Origin of the sequence: Pediococcus stilesii (assembly GCF_001437075.1) — a bacterium.
GTDB lineage: Bacteria > Bacillota > Bacilli > Lactobacillales > Lactobacillaceae > Pediococcus > Pediococcus stilesii.
The window spans coordinates 51504-78166 of record NZ_JQBX01000004.1 but is presented as its reverse complement, the minus strand read 5'-3'; the positions used below and the strand labels follow the sequence as shown (position 1 = coordinate 78166).

25 protein-coding genes and 1 tRNA gene are annotated in these 26663 nt (G+C 36.7%); 5 read left to right on the top strand and 21 right to left on the bottom strand.

Going from position 1 to position 26663, the window contains the following annotated elements; all coding sequences use genetic code 11:
* Positions 1 to 95 precede the first annotated feature (95 nt).
* The 4 genes from IV81_RS02705 to ytpR all read right to left on the bottom strand — a co-directional run bounded on the left by IV81_RS02705 (position 96) and on the right by ytpR (position 4861).
* On the bottom strand, positions 96 to 803 hold the full coding sequence (locus tag IV81_RS02705) for a Bax inhibitor-1/YccA family protein (protein WP_057802028.1): 708 nt from the start codon (positions 801 to 803) through the stop codon (positions 96 to 98).
* Between the two features lie 97 nt (positions 804 to 900).
* On the bottom strand, positions 901 to 2211 hold the full coding sequence (murC, locus tag IV81_RS02700; RefSeq protein WP_057802026.1) for a UDP-N-acetylmuramate--L-alanine ligase: 1311 nt from the start codon (positions 2209 to 2211) through the stop codon (positions 901 to 903).
* Between the two features lie 42 nt (positions 2212 to 2253).
* Positions 2254 to 4212 (bottom strand): DNA translocase FtsK, encoded by a 1959-nt coding sequence (locus IV81_RS02695; protein ID WP_057802024.1) that lies wholly within the window; start codon positions 4210 to 4212, stop codon positions 2254 to 2256.
* Between the two features lie 13 nt (positions 4213 to 4225).
* Positions 4226 to 4861 (bottom strand): YtpR family tRNA-binding protein, encoded by a 636-nt coding sequence (gene ytpR / locus IV81_RS02690; RefSeq protein WP_057802022.1) that lies wholly within the window; start codon positions 4859 to 4861, stop codon positions 4226 to 4228.
* Between the two features lie 83 nt (positions 4862 to 4944).
* Here ytpR and IV81_RS02685 point away from each other — a divergent pair, with 83 nt between their 5' ends.
* Positions 4945 to 5271: a PepSY domain-containing protein gene (locus tag IV81_RS02685; protein ID WP_057802020.1), complete on the top strand. Its 327-nt coding sequence runs from the start codon at positions 4945 to 4947 to the stop codon at positions 5269 to 5271.
* A 122-nt stretch (positions 5272 to 5393) separates the two neighbouring features.
* Here the strand turns inward: IV81_RS02685 and trmB are convergent, their stop codons facing one another.
* From trmB to IV81_RS02670, 3 genes are read right to left on the bottom strand one after another with little or no spacing between them, the layout of a single operon-like run.
* A complete protein-coding gene (gene trmB / locus IV81_RS02680; protein WP_057802018.1) occupies positions 5394 to 6032 on the bottom strand; it encodes a tRNA (guanosine(46)-N7)-methyltransferase TrmB in 639 nt (212 codons plus the stop codon).
* A 21-nt stretch (positions 6033 to 6053) separates the two neighbouring features.
* A complete protein-coding gene (locus tag IV81_RS02675; protein WP_057802016.1) occupies positions 6054 to 7250 on the bottom strand; it encodes an ABC transporter permease in 1197 nt (398 codons plus the stop codon).
* The gene (locus IV81_RS02670) at positions 7243 to 7980 is read right to left on the bottom strand and encodes an ABC transporter ATP-binding protein (protein WP_057802113.1); all 738 of its coding nucleotides are present in this window, start codon (positions 7978 to 7980) and stop codon (positions 7243 to 7245) included. The genes IV81_RS02675 and IV81_RS02670 overlap by 8 nt, the downstream gene beginning before the upstream one ends.
* Positions 7981 to 8119: 139 nt before the next feature.
* On the opposite strand from IV81_RS02670, the gene IV81_RS02665 reads away from it, so the two are divergent.
* The 3 genes from IV81_RS02665 to IV81_RS02655 all read left to right on the top strand — a co-directional run bounded on the left by IV81_RS02665 (position 8120) and on the right by IV81_RS02655 (position 9907).
* The gene (locus tag IV81_RS02665; protein WP_057802014.1) at positions 8120 to 8551 is read left to right on the top strand and encodes an HIT family protein; all 432 of its coding nucleotides are present in this window, start codon (positions 8120 to 8122) and stop codon (positions 8549 to 8551) included.
* 2 nt (positions 8552 to 8553) lie between these two features.
* Positions 8554 to 8919: a hypothetical protein gene (locus tag IV81_RS02660; RefSeq protein WP_057802012.1), complete on the top strand. Its 366-nt coding sequence runs from the start codon at positions 8554 to 8556 to the stop codon at positions 8917 to 8919.
* 106 nt (positions 8920 to 9025) lie between these two features.
* Positions 9026 to 9907, top strand: coding sequence for a peptidylprolyl isomerase PrsA (locus tag IV81_RS02655; protein ID WP_057802009.1), 882 nt, complete (start codon positions 9026 to 9028; stop codon positions 9905 to 9907).
* 165 nt (positions 9908 to 10072) lie between these two features.
* Here the strand turns inward: IV81_RS02655 and IV81_RS02650 are convergent, their stop codons facing one another.
* From IV81_RS02650 to IV81_RS02610, 9 genes are all read right to left on the bottom strand, one after another.
* Complete coding sequence (locus tag IV81_RS02650; RefSeq protein WP_057802007.1) at positions 10073 to 11020, bottom strand: 3'-5' exoribonuclease YhaM family protein; 948 nt, start codon at positions 11018 to 11020, stop codon at positions 10073 to 10075.
* A 17-nt stretch (positions 11021 to 11037) separates the two neighbouring features.
* On the bottom strand, positions 11038 to 13614 hold the full coding sequence (locus IV81_RS02645; RefSeq protein ID WP_057802005.1) for an ATP-binding protein: 2577 nt from the start codon (positions 13612 to 13614) through the stop codon (positions 11038 to 11040).
* A 1-nt stretch (position 13615) separates the two neighbouring features.
* Positions 13616 to 14827: a metallophosphoesterase family protein gene (locus IV81_RS02640; RefSeq protein WP_057802003.1), complete on the bottom strand. Its 1212-nt coding sequence runs from the start codon at positions 14825 to 14827 to the stop codon at positions 13616 to 13618.
* Between the two features lie 109 nt (positions 14828 to 14936).
* The gene (locus IV81_RS02635; RefSeq protein WP_057802001.1) at positions 14937 to 15281 is read right to left on the bottom strand and encodes a YlbF/YmcA family competence regulator; all 345 of its coding nucleotides are present in this window, start codon (positions 15279 to 15281) and stop codon (positions 14937 to 14939) included.
* Between the two features lie 64 nt (positions 15282 to 15345).
* Positions 15346 to 17496 (bottom strand): PBP1A family penicillin-binding protein, encoded by a 2151-nt coding sequence (locus tag IV81_RS02630; protein ID WP_057802111.1) that lies wholly within the window; start codon positions 17494 to 17496, stop codon positions 15346 to 15348.
* 107 nt (positions 17497 to 17603) lie between these two features.
* On the bottom strand, positions 17604 to 18062 hold the full coding sequence (locus tag IV81_RS02625; protein ID WP_057801999.1) for an arginine repressor: 459 nt from the start codon (positions 18060 to 18062) through the stop codon (positions 17604 to 17606).
* A gap of 17 nt (positions 18063 to 18079) precedes the next feature.
* Positions 18080 to 18751 carry a Crp/Fnr family transcriptional regulator gene (locus IV81_RS02620; RefSeq protein WP_057801997.1) on the bottom strand — a complete coding sequence of 224 codons (672 nt, stop codon included), beginning with the start codon at positions 18749 to 18751 and terminating at the stop codon, positions 18080 to 18082.
* A 265-nt stretch (positions 18752 to 19016) separates the two neighbouring features.
* Positions 19017 to 20705, bottom strand: coding sequence for an arginine--tRNA ligase (gene argS, locus IV81_RS02615; protein WP_057801995.1), 1689 nt, complete (start codon positions 20703 to 20705; stop codon positions 19017 to 19019).
* A gap of 267 nt (positions 20706 to 20972) precedes the next feature.
* On the bottom strand, positions 20973 to 21818 hold the full coding sequence (locus tag IV81_RS02610; protein ID WP_057801993.1) for an aldo/keto reductase: 846 nt from the start codon (positions 21816 to 21818) through the stop codon (positions 20973 to 20975).
* A 120-nt stretch (positions 21819 to 21938) separates the two neighbouring features.
* Between IV81_RS02610 and IV81_RS02605 the strand changes: the two genes are divergently transcribed.
* A tRNA-Gly gene (locus IV81_RS02605) sits at positions 21939 to 22009 on the top strand.
* Positions 22010 to 22402: 393 nt separating this feature from the next.
* On the opposite strand, the gene IV81_RS02600 is transcribed toward IV81_RS02605, so the two are convergent.
* From IV81_RS02600 to IV81_RS02580, 5 genes are all read right to left on the bottom strand, one after another.
* Positions 22403 to 23011 (bottom strand): alpha/beta hydrolase, encoded by a 609-nt coding sequence (locus IV81_RS02600; RefSeq protein WP_057801991.1) that lies wholly within the window; start codon positions 23009 to 23011, stop codon positions 22403 to 22405.
* 3 nt (positions 23012 to 23014) lie between these two features.
* A complete protein-coding gene (locus IV81_RS02595) occupies positions 23015 to 23983 on the bottom strand; it encodes a ring-cleaving dioxygenase (RefSeq protein WP_057801989.1) in 969 nt (322 codons plus the stop codon).
* A gap of 133 nt (positions 23984 to 24116) precedes the next feature.
* Positions 24117 to 24926: a Cof-type HAD-IIB family hydrolase gene (locus IV81_RS02590; protein WP_057801987.1), complete on the bottom strand. Its 810-nt coding sequence runs from the start codon at positions 24924 to 24926 to the stop codon at positions 24117 to 24119.
* A 143-nt stretch (positions 24927 to 25069) separates the two neighbouring features.
* The gene (locus tag IV81_RS02585) at positions 25070 to 25885 is read right to left on the bottom strand and encodes a DNA/RNA non-specific endonuclease (protein WP_057801985.1); all 816 of its coding nucleotides are present in this window, start codon (positions 25883 to 25885) and stop codon (positions 25070 to 25072) included.
* Between the two features lie 66 nt (positions 25886 to 25951).
* A complete protein-coding gene (locus IV81_RS02580) occupies positions 25952 to 26659 on the bottom strand; it encodes an aspartate/glutamate racemase family protein (RefSeq protein ID WP_057801983.1) in 708 nt (235 codons plus the stop codon).
* Positions 26660 to 26663 lie beyond the last annotated feature (4 nt).

The window sequence follows — 26663 nt, the reverse complement described above, 5'->3', positions numbered from 1 at the left end:
TTCCTCCGTTTTCTATCCTCTTCAATAATACCAAAAACCGAAGGCCAACGTGAATAAGATTGACCTTCGGTTTAATTGAATTAATAAGATATTAATTAATCTCGGTTACCTCCCACTCCTCCAAAAATAGTTAAGAAGAATTGGAAGAGGTTAATAAAGTCAAGGTAGAGACTAAAAGCACCTTGAATGGCTAATCCTGTTTCTGAAACCTGATCACCATAATTTAAATATAATCTTTTCATTGTTGCGGTATCATACATGGCCAAACCGGCAAATATCACAATTCCGATAATGGAAAAGAAGAATGTAACCGCCGTACTGTGAATGAAGAACATATTAACAACTGACACAACCAACATTGCAATTAATGCCGCAATCAACTGGTTCCCCATTTTTGAAAGATCTCGCTTCGTGGTTACACCCATAATGCTCATGACAATGAAAACAGAGGCCGCCGAAAAGAATGCTCCGGCAATTGTTCCAATGCTATAGATCAGAAAGACACTCGATAGCGTTATTCCGAAGAAACCAGAAAAAGCAAATAGCATTAAAAAACTAACCGTTGGGTTTCTTAGAGCCGCCTTTTGGCCAAAAATCATGAACATAAACAAGGCAATGAAAATAATCCATATACTCATTCGTCCTTGTGAGAGAAATGTCATAATTGCTGGACGCCAAATTGTCGCTCCCATATAAGCGATAACACCTGAAAAAGCAACCGCCGCGGCCATCCAGCCGTACATTTTTGTTAGAAATCGGTTTAAACCGATTTCCGTATTAATCACATTTTGCTGTTGATCCAATCTAATTCCTCCATTCTTTATTTACCACATTGTAACAAGAAAATTATGGAATAGCTATCAATAAAGGTCAACATTAGTCAAAAATTAAATTTTCTTTTTATTTAAATAATGCTTTATAGGCATTTTCATATTTTGTAATATCGCCGGCTCCCATAAAGACTAGTACTGCATCATGTAAATTACTAATTGCGGATAGATCATCTTCATGGATTAAACGGGTGTTATTACCAATCTTATCAGCCAGATCTTGAGATGAAACTTCTCCCGCGTTTTCCCGCGCAGAACCGAATATTTCAGTTAAAACGACTTGATCAGCCAAACTCAAGCTTTGAGCAAATCCATCAATTAAAGCTGCTGTGCGTGAATAAGTGTGCGGCTGAAAAACAGCTACAATCTTCTTATCAGGAAACTCCTGGCGAGCAGCATCAATTGTTGCTTTTATTTCTGATGGGTGGTGTGCATAATCATCAATTAAAATGTTATCGGCCACGGTCTCTTTTGAAAAACGTCGCTTAACACCTTGATAACTCAAAATTTCTTTTTGAACTAAATCTAAATCGACTTTTTCGAAAAACGCAACTGCTATTACGGCCAAAGAGTTTAAAACGTTGTGTTCGCCAAAAAGGTTAATCGTAAACCGACCTAATTTCTCACCATTGTGGAAGACATCGAATTCTGATCCTGTTGTTGTTCGTTCAATATTTTTTGCCTGAAAATCGTCATTTTCTTTAGTACCATAATAATAAATTGGCACATCGGTTTTTAATTTACGTAGATTTTCATCTTCACCCCACGCAAAAATCCCTTTTTTGACTTGATTAGCAACCTGCTGAAAGGCACTTTCAACATCAGCCAAATCTTTATAATAATCAGGATGATCGAAATCAACATTCGTCATAATCATATAGTCAGGATGGTATGCGACAAAGTGACGACGATATTCATCAGCTTCAAATACAAAGAAGCGGGCATCGGGAATTCCCTTGCCAGTTCCGTCACCGATTAAATAGCTCGTCTTATCTAGGCCGCTTAAAACATGTGCTAACAATCCGGTTGTACTCGTTTTACCATGAGTTCCGGCCACTCCAATACTAGTGTAAGAGTCTAGCATTTGTCCAAGCAATTCATGATATCGAATTACCGTTAGACCTAGTTCATGTGCCCGCTTAATTTCCGGATGATCATCTGTAAATGCGTTTCCTGCAACCACCGTTAAACCAGCGCGTAAATTATCAGGATTGAACGGCAAAATTTTAATTCCGGCTTCTTCCAATCCTTTTTGAGTAAAGGTATACTGCTCAATATCCGATCCTTCTACTTTGTATCCTTCGTCATGCAAAATAAGGGCCAATGAACTCATCCCCGACCCCTTAATACCGATAAAATAATAAGTTGAATCTTTATCCACCTTTACCACTCCTATAATTTTGATTATTTTTAGTTTATCATATTATTCTTGCGTTTCATCAGTGTTGTAATAAACTTCCCGCGGTTTAGATCCCCGCGACTCAGAAATATAGCCCGACGCCTCTAATTGATCGATAATTGTAGCCGCCCGATTATATCCAATCGAAAACATTCGTTGTAATTTTGAAGTAGAAATTGTATCTTCACTTGCCAAGAATTCCAATACATCACCCATCAACTCGTCTTCGCTATTCAGTTCTTCATTTTTTTCTTTTAGTTCATTTGGATTAAAAGCGTACTTAGGCGCGGCTTGTTCCCGAACAAAATCCGTTATGTCATCAATTTCTTCATCGATAAAAGCTCCTTGAAGACGCATTGGATTACTCTTACCGTTACCCAAGAAAAGCATGTCCCCTCGACCCAATAAACGCTCGGCACCAGAATGGTCTAGGATTGTACGCGAATCAACTTGACTAGAAACCATAAATGCAACACGGGTTGGAATGTTATTTTTGATCAAGCCCGTTACAACATCAACGCTTGGCCGTTGGGTAGCAATCAATAAGTGAATCCCAGCCGCCCGTGCTTTTTGAGTAATTCTTACAATATAATCTTGAACTTCAGATGAAGAGACCATCATTAAGTCAGCCAGTTCATCGATAACGACCACAATATAAGGCATTTTATTTGCGTCATTGTTTGCCTTCTCGGCCTTCTTATTAAATTGTTCAATATTTCTGGCCCCTGCGGCAGCTAGCCGTTCGTAACGCTGATCCATTTCATTAGTGACCCATTTCAAAGATGCAGAAGCAGCTTTTGGATCTGAGATTACGGGAGCTAATAGATGAGGTAACTCATTATATGGGGCAAGTTCCACCGTCTTTGGATCAATCAAAAGCAACTTAAGTTCCTGTGGAGTTGCTTTATATAAGAGCGAAATTAACACACTATTAATAAAAACACTTTTACCCGAACCAGTTGCTCCGGCAATCAGTCCGTGCGGCATTTTTCTCAAATCATAAACTTGCGGTTCACCGAACAAGTCAACCCCTAAAGCAACTGTTAATGGCGACTCGCTACGCTTAAAATTATCAGATTCGATAATTTCACTTAGCGGAACAGGTCGTGGATGTAAATTAGGAACCTCAATTCCAACCGTATTTTTACCAGGAATTGGAGCCTCAATCCGAATATCTTTAGCCGCCAATTGTAATTTTAAATCATCCGCTAAATTAGTAATTTTATTAACCTTGACGCCTCGACCTAATTCAACTTCAAACTGCGTGACGGTTGGACCAACCGTCCAATTAACAACGTCCGCATCAACATCGAAAGCTAATAGAGCATCGTTTAAACGCTGAATTTGGTCTTCTAACCACTCATCCGTATTACTTTCATCGACCACCTGTGGCGGTAACAACTTCTCACTAGGAAATTGATAACCTAATTGATGATTATCAATCTGATTATGATTCCCACGGTTAAGTTCTGTCGGATTTTGTTCATTTTTAACCGTTACACTAACTGAGTCAGCACTTTTAACCATAGCCGAATTTGTGCTCTTTAAACTGTCATTAGGAGCAATCGATTCTTGATTTTGCATAAGTTGAATTCGGCTTGGCTCTAGTTGATGCCGATTCTGAACTTTATTAAGAACGGGCATTTTTCGTTTTGGAGCCTTATAAGACGTTCGAGGCATTTTAAACCGCTGTGGTGTCTGTGATACTTGGGACTGGGTTTCTTTTTGATTATTTACAGACAAATGCTTTTCTTTTTGTTCTTGATCTGTTTTTAAAGACAGGCTAGATTTGTTCGTTTTAGACGACTGTGAATTTACTTTAGAAGCTACGTCTTGTTCAGGATATTGGGAACGTTGTTTAATGGCTGGTGTAAAACTTTCTTTTCTCATGATTGAGTTTTGATGATCTTGATTTTCTAGCGATTTATTTTTTAAATCTAGTCCCTTTTTTCTAAAAAAGGCTGGTCCATCATACTTAGCCATTTATACCATTCTCCTAATCAAAAATATGGTTACCCTTTTCAAAATCAAATGCCTCTCCAACTACAAAGTCATCTGGCAAAATTAATGCACCTTTCTTTTGGGGAGCATTATTTAACTTTAATTCCCGACCAGAAACGATCATTCCGTCACTCTCAATGCCACGTAATTTTCCCGGCCAAATAACCAATCCGTCCGGCATAATAGCACCGACTTTTGCAACAACGACTTTGATATGTTCCACCATATTGGGTGATCCGCTAACAATTTGCACAACCTTACCTTGATCCACCATTGTTTCAGTAATTTGTAAATGATCTGAATCTGGATGGGGCTTGGCTGATTTTACGTATCCCACAACAAACTTTGGCTCTATATCAACAACTATTTCTGGATCAAATCCAGCCTCGTCTAGAATTTTATTTAAAGCATTAACCTGAGCAGCGTTAAGCGTCACTGGCCCTTTAGAATCAAGCGTTCCTAAAACCGCACTAGCATTTAAAAAATTAAATCCAGTTGTTTCATTCGTCTTTGGATCAAAAATTCGAACCACATTATCCTTTTGGATGAATTCGGTTTCTTCAGCATCTGGGCGAATCATTGTAATCAGGATATCTCCCATTGTTTCTTTATTATAACTTGCAACTAGCATCTCAATTCTCCTTAAATTTATATAGTTTTTCATTCTCAAATTACTTCCAATAATGTTAAACTTGAAGAAAAGGAAGTGGTTTCATGGCATCTAAATCATCTGTACTTACTGGAATTACACTAACAGCAATCGGAACCTTCGTGCTTGGCTCCTTAATTACTAACCAAATTAAGGGACATCGAAAAGTCCGACCACAAGCCGCCTTAGCAAGAGTACGCAAATCTTTTGAAGAAGACGGCCCTATTGAAGGCGCTTGGATTGAATCCAAGGCCGCGCCCTTAAATCGATTTGGCTTAAGGGCTTCCGTATACTACGGTGGTATTACAAAATATGAAGAAAATGAATTAATCCAATACGAATTCATTGCAGACGCATATACCGGAACCATTATTGACATTTATCGCCGTTAAAACAATAAGATCTTTAGCAATATCAGAATAATGTAAGATAAAGCGTAAATCCGTGGGATTTACGCTTTATCTTTTTCAACTCGGACGGTATGGCAAAAATCCTCTATGAACCACTTATCAACTTAAAAATGAGCGCGAACTTTATAAATTGGTTGTCCCTTTGCACTAAACTTGTGCTCATACTCAGTTTCGACATTTTCATCGTTTTCTTCACTATGATGCAAATCAAGCCAAACTCCATCAAAGTGCATTCCGTAATTATTCAAACTCGATAAGGAATATTCAAACAGTCCCTGATTATCCGTCTTAAACTCAACTACGCCATGTTCAATTAAAATTTGCTCATATACTTTTAAAAAGCTTTTAAAGGTCAAACGGCGTTTTTCATGTCGTGTTTTTGGCCAAGGATCAGAAAAGTTTAAAAATACCTTTGATACCTCATGATCTTCAAAATAATCCGTTAACTCGGCCCCATCAGCGTATAAAAATTGAAGATTTGGCAACTGTTCTTCTAATGCATTTTTTAAGGCAATCGCAATCACCGTTTTTTGAATCTCAATTCCAATAAAGTTATATTGAGGATACTTTTTAGCCATATTAATAATAAATTGGCCTTTACCCGTTCCGACTTCAATAAAAAGTGGTTGTTTTTTAGCAAAACGTTCATGCCACTTTCCCTTGAATTCTTGTCCTTTTTCAACAATCAGGTCGGGATGTGCCTCAATTAATTCAGGCGCCCACGGTTTATTTCTAACTCTCATAATTACCTCTTAATTATTATTTTAATTTTTTAATTTTTTAATATATCTTGGGACAAACCATTTTAACAAAACAATCGCAATGGCAAGCTGTGCCATAACTGAACCTAGTATAAATTCCAGTGAATGATTAGAGATCAGTCCGATTGCCGTTAAAAATATCGCGCTTATAAGTATGATTCTTTTCATAACAGATAACAAGTCTTTTTCTTGATTTTCAATGTTAATTGGGTAGATTCTAACAAATATGTTTTCATGCACCGGCCGGTATACATCAACCATTTGAATTACAATCAAATACGTGGTCACCGCTCCAATAAGAACTTTAAGCAAAATTTCATTGCTAAATCCCTCAATTAACGCTCCTAGTAACAATAATCGGAGCATTAAATTTCCTTGGCTGCCACTACGAATAATTATTCTCGAATATAGATACGTAAATGTCGTGTCTTTTCTTGAAAGAAAGTTAATTATTCCATCCGCATATTTTCTTCTTTTCACACGAGGTTGAATGTTTTTAACCGTCGTGAACAGACTAAAGAAATGATACAGTCGGTTCATTCGGTTAGACTCAACCTTAATTGCTTTATTCCAATAAAAGCTCCCTTGCTTAAATATTTTCCCCAGCAGACTTAAATTGAAAATAAAAATTCCAATCAATCCAATAACACCCAGTATTGGACTAAAAGCGACTCCAATTCCAATCAATGCTATAACTAAGACTTGCTTAATTAATTTTAGGTTTTTTCCATAAAAGAGCATTTGGTAATCGGTTAATATGTTGGTAAACAAACCAATAAGTGTTGAAAAAATCAGAATACCAACGACCAGCAAGTTGTGAAACTCTAGTGCCAACAGAGGAAAAATCAAAACGCTTCCCACTAGCAATGGTAACATGGCTGAAAATAACGATCTTCGAATTGACCTTTTTAAATAAATTTGAATATTTTTCTCCTGCGCCATCAAAAATATTTTGTCTGGTTCTTCCAATAATAATATTGGTTGACCAACCATTGTCAACATTCCTAATACCAAAAAAAGTAATGGTTTCAAATACCACAATCCAGGTTCTAGGGTTTTTAACCAATTCGAATATGCGAGCCCTAACCCACCTACAAAAAATAATAATGCCAATACCAGATGATCGTTTAGAACATAGCGTAAATATTTCAAAATCATTTTCTGATATTTTTTGGACCGATCATTCCAGATTTCATTCATGACGATCACACTTTGCAATTGCTAGATAAATATCGTTCAAGCTTTGTTGCGGAGCCTGATACTTAATCTGAAAATCATTTAACGTACCAACCGCTTTTAGTTTACCTTCATTTAAAAGTGCAAATCGATCACAATACTTTTCCGCGGTATCAAGGACGTGCGTCGACATCAAAATCGATGCACCGCTTCGTTTTTTTTCATTAATAACGTTTAATAAATCATCGATAGCCAACGGGTCCAGACCCAAAAAAGGTTCGTCAACAATAAATAGTTCTGCATTTGTCATAAATGCACATACAATCATCACTTTTTGACGCATTCCTTTTGAAAAATTTGCCGGAAACCAGTCTAATTTATTATCTAATCGAAAAGTCTTCAAAAGTTCGTTAGCTGTTTTCCAAGCCTGCGTTGGATTCATTTCATAAGCTTTGATGGTCAGTTCAATGTGTTCACGTAGCGTTAATTCATCATACAAAATCGGCATTTCAGGAATGTAGGCCAATTTAGATTTGTACTCCTCTGGTTGTTGCCACAAGTCAACCCCATCCAGGAGAATTTTTCCCTTCATGGGTTGCATTAAACCAATTATATGATTAATGGTGGTTGATTTACCGGCACCATTTAACCCGATCAACCCCATTAGTTCTCCATTTTTTACGTCAAAATTAATATCCTTAATCACTGGAGTTTGTGTATACCCTCCAGTTAAATGTTCAATTGATAGTGTCAATTTTAAGTCCCCAATCATTTGAAAAACATTTTAAAAATCCCCATTAGTATATCATATCAAGATTTGAAATCGTTGAACATACCAATACAGTTTATAAAAATTCATGTATAATTAAACTTAAAAATGGAGGTAGATTTATATGGATGAAAATTGTGTGTTTTGCAAAATTGTTGCGGGTGAAATTCCAAGCTATACCGTCTATGAAGATGACATTGTTAAGGCCTTTTTAGATATTTCACAAACCACGCCTGGTCACACCTTGGTAATCCCCAAAAAGCACGTACCAGATATCTTTGCTTATGATCAAGATTTAGCTGCTGAAGTATTTTCAAGAATTCCACGAATTGCAAAAGCAGTCAGGGATAGCGACCCCTCAATTAAGGCAATGAATATTGTTAATAATAATGGTGAGTTAGCTTATCAAAGCGTTTTTCATTCACATTTCCATCTAATTCCGCGTTATTCTGAAAATGATGGTTTTGGGATGAAGTTTATAGACAATAGTTCGAAATATACTTCTGAACAACTACAAAAAATTCAAAGACAAATTGTTAAACAGTTGGAGAATTAATTATGGCAAAAAAGAAAACGAAAACTTCTTGGCTTAAATGGAGCATCGGATCCTGGATTGGTTGGAAGAGTCTAAATTACATCGTTAACCATCCCAACTTTATCCGTGATTTAAAATTATCTTTTAATTCATATCTAACCGCATTGAGTGACTTGATTGACGCATTACAATCTCTTAAGGCAAACTCCGCGCAACTTCAAGTTGAGCTAAAAAAAACTGAACGGACGGTAAATCAAATTGATCGATCTGTTGACCGTTTTCAATATAAACTTCAGCCTCGGCTTGATAAAATTAGCGAGCTTCAGAAGCATATAACCAATGAACTCAATCAGGTTCAGAAGCAAACTTTGGATAAAAAACGAAAATGATGCAAACATTTTATAAAGTTTTTCGCTGATTACTTATAGCTTCAGCGGTTATGGTATGATAGGCTTTGTATTTAACAAATTATATTGTTGGGATGTGTAAATTGTAATGAAAAAGGTTTTAATCGGGTTAGCCAGTATCGCAATAGCACTAACCTTAGCAGCATGTGGAAATAAAACTGTTGCCACTACATCAGGTGGTAAAATCACTCAAGACGAGTATTACAGTAGTTTAAAGGATACTTCGAGTGGTAAACAAGTTCTTCAAGAAATGATCGTTAACAAAGTGTTGGAAAAGCAATATGGTGACAAAGTTTCAAAGAAGACCGTCACTAAGCAATACAACTCTTATAAAGATCAATATGGCTCGTCATTTAAGAGTGTCTTATCATCTAATGGCATGACTGCTTCTTCTTTGAGAACTCAAATTCGTTCTAATCTTTTATTGAAGGAAGCCGTTAAGGATCTCGACAAGATTTCAAATGCAGATTTGAAAAAAGAATGGGAAAATTATCAACCTAAAGTAACGGTTGCTCAAATCTTAGTTTCAAAGAAAGATACCGCCGACAAGGTTATTGATGAATTAAAAGATGGTAAAGACTTCTCCGATCTAGCTAAGAAGTATTCAACTGATTCTTCTTCAAAAAATAATGGTGGAAAGATCGCCGCTTTTGACGATACAAACACTACTTTAGACTCTGACTTCAAGAAAGCTGCGTTCAAACTTGACGAAGGGAAATATACAACTACTCCTGTCAAAACTGAATACGGCTATCAAGTTATTAAAATGTTGAAGAAGCCTGCAAAGGGTAAGATGTCTGATCATACAAAAGACCTTAAAGAACGTATCTGGACTGATGACATGAGCAGTAGTACAAAACTACGAAGCGTAATTACAAAGGTACTTAAGAAAGGCAATGTTACTATCAAAGACAACGATCTTAAGAATGTTCTTGATGATTATCTTGGTAGTTCCTCAAGTAGCAAATAATCATTTTGTAAGAAATTAAAATATCAAAAATGCTCCATAGCTCTAGACACCGCAATGGTTAGAGTTATGGAGCATTTTACATTTTAAGCCGCTTATTTTCTATAACGGCCGGTTAGATCTATTGCTTAGTTCATGTTCACGAAACCGCACTTCAATTGATCCAAACTAATTGATGCTTGGTTTATAAAAATTGCGTCCGTCCATTCCAAAAATTCGCTCACTAAAATCACCTGGTTCAGTATTTTTCAATGCGCCTGAAACCATTTGAATTTCAGCGTCCAACTCATCCAAAGCATGTAAAATTACTGCTTCGAGCATGTGTGGTTCAACCGGCGAACCGTATTCTTTTAATCCATGATGTGAAACAATCATATGTCTTAAAACAACCAGTGATTCGGAACTCGGATCAATTTTTAAATCCTTCGCTGCTTCTACAATTTCCTCATCAACGATCACGATGTGTCCAAGCAAATTTCCTTCAATCGTATACTTCGTTGCTACTGGACCAGACAATTCAATCGTTTTACCTAGGTCATGTAAAATTGCCCCTGCAATGAGCAACGATTCATCAACCTGTTCATACTGGGTAATCACACTTTTCGCCAATTTTACGATTGACAGTGTATGAAATGCCAGGCCACCCTCAAACGCATGATGATTGGTTTTTGCAGCTGGAAAAGTGAAAAATTCCCGATCATACTTTTTCAATAAATACCTTACAACTCGATTCCAGTCAGGATTAGTGATTTCAAAAACGAGTTTAGCAAATTCATCTCGTAATTGATCAGCTGAAACGGGAGCTTTTTGAGTGTACATGGTTGGATCACTCGGTTCATCATCACGGGCAACGCGCATTGAAATGATCTTAACTTGTGGCGCATTTTTATATATTTCACGTTTGCCCTTCAGTAAAACAACCCTTCCAGCTTGAAAATTCTTAAAGTCTTCCTCTTTTGCATCCCAGTAATTTCCCCGAATTTCACCAGAGCGATCCTGAAACGTCAACGCAATAAAATCTTTTCCAGTCTTCGTGACTCTTTTTTCAGCGCCCTTTATTAAAGCAAAGAGTTCCATCTCATCATCAGTTTGAAATTCCATTAATTTTTTAGCCAAGTTATTTCCCCTTTCTCTTACTTAGTATTTAGGTCAACTATATCCCTATCATCCGTCAAATTGTATACTTCTTTTTTAGCCGTGAAGTAAATTACCTGGTTCTGATCAGCAATGCTTTTTAATAAATCAAAGATTTGTTTTATTCGAATGTCATCAAATGCAACAAATGCATCGTCAATAATAATCGGCAGTTGAACCGTATCCGAAAATGACTTCATAAATGCAAAACGAATTGAAATATAAAGCTGCTCCATTGTCCCTTTAGACAATTCGGCAATTTCAAAAGTTTCACCATGTTTATCAGTCACGTTAATCATATCATCCTTATCAAATTCAATCTTTGAATATCTACCATTTGTAATTTGATTAAAGTATCGATTAGCTTCTTCCATAATAATTGGGAGACGTCCTTTTGTGGCGATACTTAGGGTTTGGTCGACCCACTTTGCGCCTAACTGTAACGTTAACCAGTTGGCTATCAACTCCTTTAATTCTGTCTGAAGTTCTGATAATTGCTGTTGTTCATTTAAAATGTCCACACTATTTTTCAAGCCACTCAGTTTACCGATTTGATCCGCTCGTTCATCTAAAATTTGGTTCTCGGTTTGCTTTAACTCCGCCAATTTTGATTCTTGACTACTTTGACTTTCACGAAGCATTGCTGAATCCTTATATTGTTCTAGTTTTTGCGTCAAAGTGGCTGACAATGAGTTTTCTAACGCTGTTAACCTAAGATATAAATTTTGTTTTGTTCGAACTTCTTCAATCCACTGATCAGAATCTTCATCCACTCCGGACATGATAAGCAATTTAGGATCACTTTCTAGTTTTTTTAATAATACCTGTTGATCCTGAAGATTTTTATTCAGAATTTCACTTTTTTGAACATTTTCACGCTGGAGGTTTGCCGCTTGAACAAGTTTAGCAATTTGATTGGTGAGTGGCGCGATTGCTTCTTTGCTCCGTGTTTGTGGCATTACTACCACCTGTTGGCTAAATTGCCAAAAATTCTCAATTTGCGTCGTTGTCTTGTTCAACTTTTGTTTTAACTCGTCAACTTCTTTTAATTGATGTTGATAGTTTTGTAAATCGTTTTGTAATACGCTCCAGTCTTCTCTTGAAAAAGAACCAAAGCCCGTCTGCTGTCCAATCGAAAAAATATCTTTTTTGATTTTATCTAAATTGGCTTCATTTTCCTCCAATAAATCAGATAGACTCGCAGCTGGTGCAGAAGTGGTTTTAGGAGCTTTGACCGTTACATAACCCGCGACAATAATGATTGCTAGAATGACTACTTTAATATATATGTTCAATGGTAACAAGAAATCAATTATAGATAAAATTGCGGCCAAACCTAAAACCATATTAGCACTTGGATTAGACGCTTTTGAACGCCTGGATGGTGCCGTTTCTAACATTTGATTTTTTATTTGATTGATATCAGCGTTAACCCGTTTTTCCTTCAGGGCTAATTCTTTGAATTCGTTAAACTCTTTTTCAGTCATTGGGTGTACCCCAGAAAGGTCTTGATTATATTGTTTCTCGATCATACGGGATTGATCCAATAGCCGTTGAATTCGCTTATTCAAATCTTCAACCTGACCATAGTTCAGCTTAACCTCTGGCAAACGACCTTGAAGCTGTACCAATTTTTCTGCATCATCTTGCTTTTCATTTGTAAGCTTTAATTCTGATAGTTCATGTTTTAATTTCTTAATTTCAGACCGAGTCGCTTTAATTTGATTCAAAAGAATTTCCAACTCATTTAGATCAAGTTTCAGATATTGGGTTGGCACATCTTTTAAAGCTTCCCTTATTTGTCTAATTTCTGCGTAATTATCCCAGTTATTAAGTAAACTAGTTGTTTCTGCTAACTGATTACCAAGAATATTAATCTGATCTCGAACTTCTTTTAAATGCTGTTCGCTTTTCTTTTGAAGCTCTTGGATACTTTGATAGTCTGGAAAGCGATCTTTATCCTCCTGAAGCTTTTTTTGGGCCTGCTCATACTCTTTGATTTTGCGGTCGAGCTGCCGAGTTCGAGAACTAACCGTGTACATCTCATTTGCTTCTTTTTTTAAGCTTTGCTCCAACTTGATCCACTCATCGCTACCAACTGCACCCATTCGTAAGATGTGTCGTCTTAAATCATCTCGATTACTTAAGTCGTTGAAATCATCAAGATCACTCTGATTAAAACCCAATAGTCTCTCATAAGTTTTCTGATCAACGGGCCCTAGAATCTCACTTAAAAATTCTGGAGGCATCGTAATTCCCGTATCTAAATTCTTTATTGAAACAGTACCACCATTTTTTCCTTTTGTTCGTTCGACAGCATATAAATGCTTCTGGTACTCAATCTCTAAAATACCACCATAAGCCGCTGACTTTTTACCTTTTTTTGGAATATATCTTAAATATTTATTACCACCTTTGCCCGTTGCAAAGCCAAATAATACGCTATATATAAACTGGCGTAATGTTGATTTTCCCGCTTCATTTAGTCCATAGAAAACTTGTAAGCCCTGTTTTAAATCAAACGTTATATTATTCCATTTGCCAAAACCATAAATTTCGATTCTGTTAATTTTCATCTTATTCGTCTCCAAGTACGTTTCGTTGCTTTAGCATCAATTCTACCCGATCTTTAACCAGGGCAACCTCTTCTTCATCGCTGTACTCCTCAGCAATGAAATCTAATTCGATTAGCCTTCCAAGCGTTTCCTGAACTGTTTTAGAATTAAATACTAAATTCTCTGACTTCTCCCAAAATTCACGATCTAACTCTGAAAACATTTGAATATTTTCGTTTGCTTTCATTGTAATTCGATGGAATAGAATTTCATTAGGATCAACTTGTTTTTGAATCTGCATTAGTGCTAATCCACTACTAATATCATCAAGAACTACTGAATCTAAGATATTACTGTCTCGCAATATAATGTTAATTAATTGGAATTTTGATTGCGTTGCGTCGCCTATTTCACGTAATATGGCCGCTATTAATTTATCTAGGTCCATACCCGCAACGGCCTTGACTTCGATACTATTCCATTCGATCACGTCTGTCTCCAAAAAGTTTACTGTGGCCTTTTCTTTAGAATCAATCGTAACCAAATTAACACCCTTAACTCCCGACTCATTGACATGCCGTCCCTGCGTATTTCCCGAATAGGTAATAATCGGTTTTGAATTAATCTCTTGGCGCTTGTGGATATGTCCCAACGCCCAATAATCATAGTTCTTAGAAATTAATTGGGACTGGGTGAACGGGGCATAGTGCGCCTCGGTAGAGTTAATTCCGTCCATACTTCCATGTAACATGCCAATTTGAAAATCGACGTCCTGATTCTTAACCGGATATTCATCAATTCTAGCGTTGACTTCTGCTCGCTTAGCGTAACTAAATCCCGTAATTGCAACTGTCATTCCATCTTGAAGCGTCTGCGTTTTGGTCTCAACTTGGTTACCAAATATTTTTACATTTTTTGGGAAAATGTTACTAGGAATTTTAAAATTAAGATAGTCATGATTCCCATAACTCAAATAAACCGGAATTCCCGCCTCATTCAACTTATCCATCCCACTAATTGCTATGTTGAGCGTTTCTAAATCCGGCTCGGGATTATCAAACAGGTCCCCAACAATACATACGAAATCGACACTATTATCGATTGCATCCTGGACTAATTTATTATATGCCTCACCGGTTGAAGCAATAACTTTTTCTCTAACATCATTAGAAATTTTCCTTAATCCTTGGAAGGGGCTTCCCAAATGAATATCAGCAGCATGTATGAATTTCATAGTTTCCTCCGTTTTATCTACTAAATAAAAATGGGACTGCGACAACATTTGTCTCACAGTCCCTATTTTTAGAGCATAGCTTTATAGTAAATTAATTGTCACTTTGTAATTAGTTTTTATATAGCTCTTGAATTGGTTTAACAATAATTTGATTAATATCCGTGAATAATTGGTTAAGGCTTCGTTCCTTATCCATAAGATCTTTAATCAGATCGACGCTTTCAATTTTATCAGCAATTGCGTGAACTTTTTTGATTTCATCTTCAGAAAGTTCTTCCCCATTCATTTGCTTTTGTTGAAGCTTGCTTTGAACTTCTTGAAACTCTTTATACAAAGCACTGGCATTTTCATCTTGCTGCACATCAGCGAAAGCTCTTTGTAAGCTTTTATACTCATTTGTTTCGCGAATCTCTTGTTCCATTTGGTTTGCGGTATCATAAATGTTTACAGCCATAGTACGCCTCCTCTAGATTGACAACCCCATTATATCATTTAGCCTCGAGTTTTAGTATAGAAAATCATTGTCCTGTAACGAACTTTTTAGCATTGCTGAAAAATTCACCGAACTTTTCTTTTACTCCACTTGCACCCTTAGAAATACTATCTGTAATTGAAGAGGTCCCATCTTCAATATTATCCCAGATATTCGAAGTAATGTTACTTCCGTTACTGTTGGCCATTGTTGATGCCGATTTTACATCAAAAGCCGTTCCTTTTGTATTAGGGAGAATTGTACTCAACTCGTTTTTGAACATGCTATTCATTCCAACGCCGGTTATATTTTCCAAATGATGGGACTTATTTGTGTCGTCAAAACCTTCCCACGTTGCCACAACCACGTCTTTAGTATAGCCAACCATCCATTTATCTCGTGTTGCATCCGAAGAGCTGCTTCCTGTATCAGCTTCAGTACTACCAGTTTTACCAGCAATTGTATATCCGCTAGGTTCCGCACCATACCCGGTTCCAGAACTGTCTCCATATACCCCAAGCATCATACTTGTCATTTCTTTAGAAACCTTTTTAGAAATAACTCGCTTTGATTCCGTCGAACTATTAACAATGGTATTACCCGATGCATCAACGATTTTTCTAATAAAGCCGGTTTTTGACATTTTTCCGTCATTAGCAAACGCCGTATAAGCCGAGGCCAATTGAATCGGAGAAACCCCGTTCGTCAGACCGCCAAGTGCCATTGCCAAGTTTTTATCATCTTTTCCTGGATTCAAGCCAAATTTTTTAGCATAATCATAACCCTTATCCACGCCGATTTTATTTAATAACCAAACTGCCGGAGCATTTTTACTCTGTTCCAGCGCTTGATACATTGCAATTTTACCGGAATATTCATCGTTATAATTCTCTGGTTTATACTTATTAGTTCCATACGATTGAAGTTTATCTTCTAACACAGAAGTATAACTATATCCGCTAGACAATGCTGGAGCGTACACCGCGATTGGTTTTAGTGTTGAACCAGGTTGCCGTTTAATCTGTGTTGCACGATTATATCCACGGAACACATGATTGCCACGGCCACCGACAATCGCCTCCACTCCACCATTTTTAGCATTAACTGCTACTGAAGCGGCTTGAACCTTCGTACCATCGGTAGCGTCAGTTGGAAAATTAGCGGAATTGTTAAATGTTTCCTGCATCCCTTCTTGACTATCTTGGTCGAGATAAGTATAAATCTTATACCCGCGGTTCATAATATCAGATTCTGTTAAACCGTACTTGCTAATCGCTTCATCAATCACGGCATCAAAATAGTACGGGTACTTATAACCATCGGTACTATCATAATTATTACTAGTTGCCATACTGGTTTGTGCATAGGATTGAGCTTCTGACTTAGATATTTTCCCCGTCTCGGCCATCAAGTTCAAGACAACATTACGCCTTGCAATTGAATTTTTAGGATGATCAATTGGATTATAGCCACTTGGGTTAGTTAACATTCCAGCTAAAGTCGCTGCTTGCGGTACTGTTAATTCAGACGCATTCACACCAAAATAACGTTCAGAGGCATCTTGAACGCCCCAAACCCCATTGCCAAAGTAGGCGTTATTAAGATACATTGCTAAAATATCTTTTTTTGTGTAGACATTTTCTACTTCAATTGATAAAAATAGTTCTTTTGCCTTCCTAGTAAAGGTCTGTTGTTGCGATAAAAAGGCATTTTTAACCAATTGTTGCGTTAATGTACTCCCACCTCCAGAAATATAATTACGTCCAAGAAGCTTATTCATTCCGTACATCACAAATGCTCGTCCGATTCCTTTAATTGAAAATCCGTATTCTTTATAAAAATTTCGGTCTTCAGTAGCTATCACCGCATTTTGAACGTTAGGCGAAATTTTATCCAAATTAGCCCACGTTCCTTTTTGCGAATACAAGCTTCCTGCTTTCTCGTTATTTTTATCGTAAACCATCGTTGGCTGCGAAAGAGCCGCCTTTAAATCTTTTACATTAGCCGTTTTAGCTTGATAAGTTAGAATTGCACTGGAAAAGAATACCAAAGCTAAAAAGGCAACGATAATCCACCTAGTAAGCTGGTATCGATGCCAATATTTATGGATAAATGGATGCACTCGACTCCAAATTGGCTTTAAGAGTTCACCGATTCTCCGCATAAATGCCTTGATTGTACTCCAAATTTTTTTCATATTCATAAATTACCTCGTTACAGATTACGATACTTTAGATATTCTATCATATCATGCTAATCTCATTGAGGCTTATTATGTTTATTTTACTTCGTCTTAAAAAACCGCTAATTTAAAAGGGAGTTTAATTTTTCATTTAATTTTGTTGCTTCTTCCTGATCGGCACTAAAAATCACCAAAGTATCAAATCCGGCTATCGTGCCACGTACACCTTCCATCTCTGTATCATCTACAACTGCCGCAACTCGATTTCCGTCATTGGGCTGAGTTTTGACGATGTTAATAAATTGGACTTGAGTTATCTTCATGACACTTTCTTTAATGATTTCCTTTATTGGACTAGCATCATACTCAACCTGTTCTTCGGGATTTAGAACTCGGTATGATAAATCACCAGTTATATCAGCCTGTTTTACTAAATTAAGTTCTTTTATATCTCTTGAAAGAGTTGCTTGCGTTGTTCCAATCCCAGCATTATCTAGTGCTTTTAATAAATCCAGTTGCGTTGCAATCGAGTTTTCAGCAATCAAATCTAATATTTTTTTCTGACGAAGGTCTTTTTTCATGTTCACACTTCCATTCCTCACATAAACGAAATTATCTTCTTATTATACGACACTTTTTTCTCTTTCTTCATTTGATTTATCACCGTTCCAGCAGTTTCACTTGTAGTTCCGCTTAAAGTTGCCAAATCTTTCAAGAAAATTTTGAATGGTATTTTACGAATTCCATTTTCACGTTGGCCATATTCCTCAACCAGGCCTTCAAGAACCTGCTTAACACGTTGCTTTGCGCTTGAACTAGTCGTTCTTTCTAACAGACTCTCTGAGTAACAAACCATTTTCTCCATCCTCTTCATGAAAGAAATCGTAAAAGTATAGTTATGGATTATTGTTCGACGCATTTCTTCCGCCGGTAAATAGTAAAGCTCTACATCGCATAACGCAACCGCATTATATTGATATTCTTTACTATCCAAAATACCGCGAACCGGAAACATCGATTTGGGAGTTACGAACGATAAATAACCTTCTTCTCCTTCTTCATTCATAGAAAATAATTTTACATGTCCTTCCTTTAAAAAGAACACGTTCTCAAAACCATCCTCTTGGTCAAAAATCCATTGACCTTTTCGAACTCTCTTTAGCTTGATTGATTCAAGCAAACCATTAAATTCCGAAACTGGTAAATTTTCAAAATCTGACTGTCCTTCAAAGAATCTTCTAATTTCTTGTTTTAAATAACCCTTTATCATTTATGAATCCACTCTCTTTTCTTTAATTTTTATGATAACACTAGTGTAACTGAATCGTTTTTAGAATTTAAGGTGCAGTTTTTTGCAAAAATCGTGTAGTTTTGGTCCAAAAAGGTGTAGTTTTGAGATAAAGCGCTATCTTGATTAAAATTATGAGTTTTTAATGATAAAAAAATAGAGATTGAATCTTAAAGGCGATTTAAGATTCAATCTCTATTAGTAAAAAAGGAACATTATAGTTGTTATTTAACTAAAAGTAACGGTTCTACATTTCGTCCGGAGATTTAACTCCAAGTAAACGAAGAGCTTCTTCTAAAACAATGCTTACACTTTTAACTAGTGCTAGACGCGCAGTCCGCTCATTATCATCGGTAAGAATTTTAGAATTGGCATAATATTTATTAAACGCTTTTGCTAAACCTAGTGCGTACTTTGCAATAACTGATGGTTCATACTGATCAGCCGCTCGTTTAACAATATTTGGAAATTCTTGAAGTGCCTTAAGCGTATCCCAAGCGTTACTATCCGAAATTTCTAATTGATCAAATTCCGCGATTTCTCCCGCTTTTCTTAAGATACTTTCTGCTCGCGCACGACTGTATTGAACGTAAGGACCCGTTTCACCTTCAAATCGAACAACTTCTTCAAGATTAAAATCAAACGAATTCGTTCTTTCGTTTTTAAGATCGTGAAAAATTACTGCTCCGACGCCCACTTCTTTGGCAACTTCATCCGCCCCTTCTAACTCAGGGTTCTTTTCATTAATCTGTTTTTGAGCCAAATCAACGGCATCATTTAAAACCTCGTCCAACAAGACCACTCGTCCCGAACGCGTTGATAATTTCTTACCATTTAGGGTAATTAGTCCAAATTGGATATGATGAATGTCATCCGACCATTCAAAGCCCATTTCCTTTAAAACGGCCTTCAGTTGCTTAAAGTGATTTGTCTGTTCAGCGCCCACTACGTATAATGATTGAACAAAATTATATGTTCGGTAACGATATAATGCAGCCGCTAGATCACGCGTAATATATAAAGTGGCTCCATCAGTTTTCTTGATTAATGCCGGATTCAAATTATATTTTTCCAAATCAACGACTTGGGCTCCCTGACTTTCTTTCAATAAGCCCTTATCTTCAAGCAATTGAACAATCTCATCCATTTTATCATTATAAAAGGCTTCACCCTTATATGAGTCAAACGTAATACCAAGTTTATCGTAGATTTGTTTGAACGATTTAAGTGATTCTTCACGGAACCATTTCCAGAGATTAGTTGCTTCTTCATCGCCGTCTTCAAGTTTTTTGAACCAATCACGAGCAATATCATCTAACTCAGGTTTTTCTACATCTTCCTTATGAAAACGGACATAATATTCCAATAACTTATTAATCGGGTCCGCCTTAACTTCTGATTCGCTTCCCCATAGTTTATACGCCGTAATTAGCTTACCAAATTGTGTTCCCCAATCCCCAAGGTGATTTATCTTAATTGGGTTATAACCATTCTTATTCATAATTAAAGCAAGCGAGTTACCAATTACTGTCGATCGCAAATGTCCCATCGAAATCGGTTTAGCAATATTAGGTGATGACATATCAATTGGTACATTGCCATTATTTCCTTCATCATTGCTACCATAATTTTCTTTTTGGGCAAGGATCGTTTCTAAAACTTCCGCACCAAAGGCCGTCTTATCAAGGAAAAAGTTGATATAAGGTCCTGCAGCTTCAACTTTTTCAAATTGACTTTGATCAATTTTTTCGATAACCTCATTGGCAATCATTTGTGGTGCTTTTCGTAAAACTTTTGCCAATGTAAAAGTTGGAAAAGCATAATCTCCCATTTTGCTTTCTTTTGGAATTTCAATTTTTCCGTAAATTTCTGAATCTGACAGGTATTCTCCCAAGGCAGGTTTCAAAGCAGCGACAATCATTTTTTTATAATCCATAGTTCCCTCACTTTCTGCGGAAATAAAAAAGTCTCTCACATTATAAGAATAATAATGTAAGAGACGAGTTATTTACCCGCGGTACCACTCTAATTGATTAAAATAATCCACTCTATTGATATATTTAAGTTTCACGAAATCACGCCTTCATCTCTGCTATATACCTGACTTCCACCAAATACAGGCTCGCTTAAACACAACAAGAGATTACTACTATCCCGCTATTTCATATATTGTACCAAAAAATGAGTCTAATTCCAATATATTTTATAGTTGATCTAATGCTAAAAACTCATCATCCGAAAGAGTGATATACGCCGCCTGAATATTGCTCTCGAAATGTTCTACATTAGAGGTTCCAGGAATAGGTAAGATTACATCAGATTTTTGCAGAAGCCATGCCAAAGCAATTTGACTCGGAGTTGCGAGATGATTTTGAGCAATCTGGTTCAATAAGCTGTTATCATCATTTGCTAATTTTCCGGTTGCTAACGGGAACCATGGAATAAACGCCATGTGATTTTCCTCTGCAAAATGTAAAACGTCCTCATCTTTCCGATCAATTAAATTATAACGGTTTTGAATTGAGGAAATTTTAGCCACGGATTGTGCTCGCTTTATTTCCTCAACGCTAACCTGACTGAGACCAATGTGCTTAATTTTACCCTCTTTTTGCATATCGGCAAGTACGCCAACTTGTTCTTCAATCGAAAAGCGCGGATCAATTCGATGTAATTGCATTAAATCAATCTGCTCCAGTCCGAGCGACCAAAGATTTAACTCTATCTGCTGTCTTAAGTAATTTGGATCCCCGACCACACTCCAAATGTCAGGCCCTTGGCGTGTAAAACCTACTTTACTGGCAATCATCTTATGTGGTCCATCATAGTTTGCCAATGCTTTTTTTAGATACAAATTAGCATAAAAAGGTCCATATGAATCCGCGGTATCAATAAAATTAACATCACTATTAAGGACGCTATCAAGGACCGTTACGGCATTTTGAGGATCCGCACTTGGACCCCATACACCGGGGCCCGGCAACTGCATTGTCCCATAACCTAACCGGTTTACGCGTAATTCTTCATCAAATTCAAAAGTTGTTTTTATCATAATTCCCTCCACTTTCTTGCTACCGTCTATTATAACTGGTTTGTGTGTTTTTTTCTAAAAATGATATTTATACTTTGACAACTTTACTTTTTTAAAGAATAGAGCTAAAATTAAAAGCATGCGAATGTAGTTTAGTGGTAAAATTCAAGCTTCCCAAGCTTGTGTCGCGGGTTCGATTCCCGTCATTCGCTTTTTTGTATGTCTTGAGAAATTAATATGAAAAATGTGTAATAACTATAAACGTTGGTGTATCAGTGTTTTACGACTATTTTTAAAAATAGTTGGTTATATGAATATCATATGAATTAAAAAAGTCTGCCCCCTGTCTGCCCCCTCGGCAGAACTAAGCTATTGCCGAAATAATTTAAAAATCACTTGTCCTTAATTGGGCCAAGTGATTTTTAATTCTCACATTAATATAGTTGCGGCCGAAGAGTTTTTAAATCAGAGCCTCACGCTATCTTTTTATTTAAATACCATAAAAACATGAACAACTAGATTAAAACTTTTAAATATAGACTAAAGTTAATTATTTAGTACTACTAAAAACGGCCTGCACACCTACTTGATGTACAAGCCACTTCCTATTTAAGCAAATCAATTGCCCAACTTTGGGCTGATAGTAGTTCTGCCTCACTAATCGCGTGGGGTTGTTCGTTTCTAAAAACTTTGATTTTTGCTCCAGACAATTCAACCAACAATCTATCAAAATTATCGGAAGACACAAAACTATCTTGCGTACCAAAAGACATCCAGAGATTTAAATTTGATAGTGACACATCCATTGGATTCTCTTCTATAAGCATTGGATGAAAAAGAACTCCATTCTTAATCGGATTTCTTCCTTTTAGCCAGGCATTAATTGCAATATTAGCACCGTTAGAGTAACCAATAATAACTGCTCTCTCAGTCTTTAAATTGCGGCTCGTTATCTGCGAGGCAATCTCATCCATCAACCAATTAGTTTCAACGTCAAGGCTTTTAAGATCAAAGCCACCATTTTCATCGTGAGTAAAGTACCTAGTGTATCCATTCTCCAGCAATCGGCCACGAATACCAATTTGCGGACTATCTGTGAATAAAAAATCGGCAATGGTTGTTAGATCCGATTCGGTTCCACCGGTTCCGTGTAATAAAACAACCGGAATATCCTTATTTGATCCCTCTTTATAATATACAAAAGTTTCTGCCATTAGTTATTCCTTCTTATCAGTATTAAATGGAGTGAGATTTGCTTCAATATCAGCACGTTGTTCTTCCAAGAAAGGTGGAAGTTCTAAATGCACTCCGGCCTCCTCATACGTTTCATCAAGTAAGAAACCAGGGCCATCAGTTGCGATTTCAAAAAGCACTCCCCGTCCTGGACGGAAGTATTCCGACTTGAAATAAAAGCGATCAACAAACCCTGAAGAGGCAAGAGGTACGCTTTGAATACGATCAATCCAATAACGTAATGACTCCTCATCTTCGGTTCTAAAAGCAACGTGATGGACATTTCCATAAGCTTGAAGCTCATCAGGCACCGAGCTTTTAACCGTCTCCATAATAACCTGTGCACCGTGACCACCATCATGAAGCTCGTATAACACTAAGCCATTTTCTGCCGTTTCCTTTTTGGTGAAACCCATCACTTCAGTCAAGACATGGTCAAGTTCAACGGGATAATCAACTGACACCATTGGAGCCCCAAGTCCAACAATCGCATACTCTTCTGGTACAGGACTGTAGCGATATGGCGTTCCACCGGCCACACCACTATTATTCTCATCCGAAATCAACTGATAATGCTCATGATCAAAATCGTAAAAATTTAAAACTTTACTCCCAAATTCAGTATAAATTTCTTCGTGTTCAACTTTAAATTCGTCAAACCGATTTTGCCAAAAATCGAGCGCAGCGTCTGATGGAACTCGGAAGCCAATTCGCGTTATTTCGTTCTTGCCCTTCGCTCCCTGGATCAATCCGGGAAAATCAAAAAAAGTAATATCCGTTCCCGGATTTCCCATGTCATCAGTAAAATATAGGTGATAGGTACGAATATCATCTTGATTAACGGTCTTTTTGATCAAATGTAATCCCATCACTTCGGTCATAAATTTAAACATTTTTGGTGCGCTAGAAGTTATAGCTGTAATATGGTGTAACCCAGTTAAATTTTTATTCATGGCAGATGCCCCCCGTAACTTATATTTCACGATAAGGATAACATGACTATTAAGAAAAATAATGCCAAACGACTTGGCTACCCTTATGAACTTTAATGATGATACCACACTTGCTAAAAGTAAGTAAAACTTTTTAAAGAACAAATTTATTCATTGCAACTGCAATTCCATCTTTATCATTCGAATTCGTTATAAAATCTGCATGGCTTTTAATAAATTCGGATCCATTCCCCATCGCAACCGCCATTCCCGCAAATTCAAACATTGGTAAGTCATTAAGTTCGTCTCCAAAAACAATCACTTCATCGGGCTTAACATTTAATTTTTCGGCTAATTTCTTTAAGGCACGCCCTTTATTAACGTCTTTATGCATAACCTCAAGAAAATTTTTAGCCGCCCGTACAACATAAAATTTTTCATCGAACGTTGCATGTACTTTGTCTTCCATTTGATCAAGTTCTGCATCTTCGCCAACGAAAATTCCCTTAACAATTGAAAAATCATCTGACAATTGATCCGGCGTGCGTACCAAAACACCAGCTTGATTCTCCCAAGCTTGAATTACAGTAATTCGGTTCACATCAAGATTACTAGTATAAATGTTGCCATCATCATCTAAAACGTTATATGGCAAATTATGTTGATCAGCAAAACTAACTAATTCGCGATAATCCGTATTGTTTAAAACCAATTTAGAGACTATCTCACCACCCACTGATTCAATCACTGCACCATTAAACGTAATTACATACTGATCTAATCCGTCAATTTCTAACTCACGCCAAAAATTCGATACGCCGACGAGCGGCCGACCTGTACACAGTACTACCTTAATACCTTTTTCTAGCGTCTTTTTGATAACTACTTTTGTTGAATCTAATATTTCCCCTTTTGAATTTAACAAAGTATCATCAACATCAATCGCCACTATTTTAAAAGTCATTTAGCTCTCCAATCTATTTGCCATTTACACTCATTATAATTAATTCTTAAAAATGAATTGTTTTATAAATCGGAATTTATTCCAAAACTAATAAAAAAGATATCTGACAAAGAATTATTTCGTCAAATATCTTTTTAGGCTCTCTAATTACTTCGAACGGTCATACTTCGATCAACCCTTGAGCGCCCTGTATTATAATCAAATTGAACTCCTGGCTGTACGTTCCAAACAAATACATTGAAGTTCAATGTTCCATCAGTTGAAAGTGCCTCAGCATGGTATCCAATTGGCATTAACCCATTACCTTTGAAAACAGTTGAAACTTTATAGATCACTTTTTTATTTTTCGCCAATGCGTTACGAACCCGTTCTTCAAAAATCTGCATTGTTTGCTGATTACTAAAAGCCGTTTGCGTTGCCAAATTTTTAGGGTTATCTAGTGATCCTAACTTTCGAGGATTATAGCGACCGTTATTATCAAACTTACCGGTGATTGAATAGGCTAATAAGTGCCCTCGATTCTGAATTTCAACCATTTTTCCATTAATTTTTAGTCTTTTTTGATGCCACCCGGTTGGATTCCAAGTTTGACTAGTACGCGTGTTCGACTTTACTAAATTGGCCCGGCTTAGATAACCAGTCGCCTGCGTTGTCCGATTTAGTCGATCTAAATTACCATAGACGATTTGATTTTGCTTCCAGTCCTTTGCATTTAGGTCACTTTTATTATTATTTACAAAAACGTAGGCAGTACCGCCGGATTTAAAAGTTAACTGTGATAAGCGATTATCCTCAACGCTTTTCACGGTTTTTGAATTACCAGGAATAAATTGATTAGTAAGATTATTGGCTAATTGATGAATATCTCCGCCCTTAAAGAAGAACGCAAAAACTGCCAAAATAATTACCAACCAAAAACTAGTATTACTGGATTGCTTTTTTCTTTTTCTTTTACTCATATGTCTTCCCCATAAGTAAAAAGTTGAGACGGCACTCTGATAGACGTCTCAACTTTTCGTGTTTAATTATTTTCGGAGTGCTAATGCCAATTCAATCGATTTATTGACCAAAACCGATTGCGAATCCGCAATTGGATAATTATGACGATGTGCCAATTCTTGGGCATACGATAACTCTGTACATCCCAAAATAACAACATCTGACTTTTGTTCTTCAATCATCATTTTTAAAATTCGATAAAATAACTCATCATCAACATAATTTTTTTCTTTAATGTCGTTAAAAATTAATTTGTTTGTCAATTTCTGGATTTCTTCCGTTGGTTTAACAACCTCATAACCCTGAGCCAGCAGTTCACGATCATAGATGCCGTCGCTGGTTGTTCCTGGTGTCCCAATAATACCAATTCTTTTTGCGGCAGGATATTCCTCTCGAATATGTTTAACCGTTTCACGTGGCATGTGGACGATTGGAATCTTGGTTGCTTTTTGTAAGTCATCATAAAAGTAATGCGCGGTGTTGCAAGCAATCACAAAAAAAGCTGGGTCTAATTTACTTTGAATTTTAATGTCATCCAATAAGTCAGGATATGGATTGGGCTTAGTATTATCCATTAAATAAGTCGAACGATCCGGCACGGTTGCGTGATTAACTAGAATGTAGTCTAAATAATCTTGATCGCGATGTGCTGGTGTTCTGGAATTTAGCAATCGGATATAACTTTCAGTTGCCGGTGTTCCCATTCCACCAATGATTGTAAAGAACTTTTCCATCATT

What these genes read in the sequence shown, in the direction of transcription:
- IV81_RS02695 (WP_057802024.1), bottom strand. Translation starts at nt 4,212, where the DNA reads ATGGCTAAGTATGATGGACCAGCCTTTTTTAGAAAAAAGGGACTAGAT.
- ytpR (WP_057802022.1), bottom strand. Translation starts at nt 4,861, where the DNA reads ATGCTAGTTGCAAGTTATAATAAAGAAACAATGGGAGATATCCTGATT.
- IV81_RS02685 (WP_057802020.1), top strand. Translation starts at nt 4,945, where the DNA reads ATGGCATCTAAATCATCTGTACTTACTGGAATTACACTAACAGCAATC.
- trmB (WP_057802018.1), bottom strand. Translation starts at nt 6,032, where the DNA reads ATGAGAGTTAGAAATAAACCGTGGGCGCCTGAATTAATTGAGGCACAT.
- IV81_RS02675 (WP_057802016.1), bottom strand. Translation starts at nt 7,250, where the DNA reads ATGAATGAAATCTGGAATGATCGGTCCAAAAAATATCAGAAAATGATT.
- IV81_RS02665 (WP_057802014.1), top strand. Translation starts at nt 8,120, where the DNA reads ATGGATGAAAATTGTGTGTTTTGCAAAATTGTTGCGGGTGAAATTCCA.
- IV81_RS02660 (WP_057802012.1), top strand. Translation starts at nt 8,554, where the DNA reads ATGGCAAAAAAGAAAACGAAAACTTCTTGGCTTAAATGGAGCATCGGA.
- IV81_RS02655 (WP_057802009.1), top strand. Translation starts at nt 9,026, where the DNA reads ATGAAAAAGGTTTTAATCGGGTTAGCCAGTATCGCAATAGCACTAACC.
- IV81_RS02645 (WP_057802005.1), bottom strand. Translation starts at nt 13,614, where the DNA reads ATGAAAATTAACAGAATCGAAATTTATGGTTTTGGCAAATGGAATAAT.
- IV81_RS02640 (WP_057802003.1), bottom strand. Translation starts at nt 14,827, where the DNA reads ATGAAATTCATACATGCTGCTGATATTCATTTGGGAAGCCCCTTCCAA.
- IV81_RS02635 (WP_057802001.1), bottom strand. Translation starts at nt 15,281, where the DNA reads ATGGCTGTAAACATTTATGATACCGCAAACCAAATGGAACAAGAGATT.
- IV81_RS02630 (WP_057802111.1), bottom strand. Translation starts at nt 17,496, where the DNA reads ATGAAAAAAATTTGGAGTACAATCAAGGCATTTATGCGGAGAATCGGT.
- IV81_RS02625 (WP_057801999.1), bottom strand. Translation starts at nt 18,062, where the DNA reads ATGAAAAAAGACCTTCGTCAGAAAAAAATATTAGATTTGATTGCTGAA.
- IV81_RS02620 (WP_057801997.1), bottom strand. Translation starts at nt 18,751, where the DNA reads ATGATAAAGGGTTATTTAAAACAAGAAATTAGAAGATTCTTTGAAGGA.
- argS (WP_057801995.1), bottom strand. Translation starts at nt 20,705, where the DNA reads ATGGATTATAAAAAAATGATTGTCGCTGCTTTGAAACCTGCCTTGGGA.
- IV81_RS02610 (WP_057801993.1), bottom strand. Translation starts at nt 21,818, where the DNA reads ATGATAAAAACAACTTTTGAATTTGATGAAGAATTACGCGTAAACCGG.
- IV81_RS02600 (WP_057801991.1), bottom strand. Translation starts at nt 23,011, where the DNA reads ATGGCAGAAACTTTTGTATATTATAAAGAGGGATCAAATAAGGATATT.
- IV81_RS02595 (WP_057801989.1), bottom strand. Translation starts at nt 23,983, where the DNA reads ATGAATAAAAATTTAACTGGGTTACACCATATTACAGCTATAACTTCT.
- IV81_RS02590 (WP_057801987.1), bottom strand. Translation starts at nt 24,926, where the DNA reads ATGACTTTTAAAATAGTGGCGATTGATGTTGATGATACTTTGTTAAAT.
- IV81_RS02585 (WP_057801985.1), bottom strand. Translation starts at nt 25,885, where the DNA reads ATGAGTAAAAGAAAAAGAAAAAAGCAATCCAGTAATACTAGTTTTTGG.
- IV81_RS02580 (WP_057801983.1), bottom strand. Translation starts at nt 26,659, where the DNA reads ATGGAAAAGTTCTTTACAATCATTGGTGGAATGGGAACACCGGCAACT.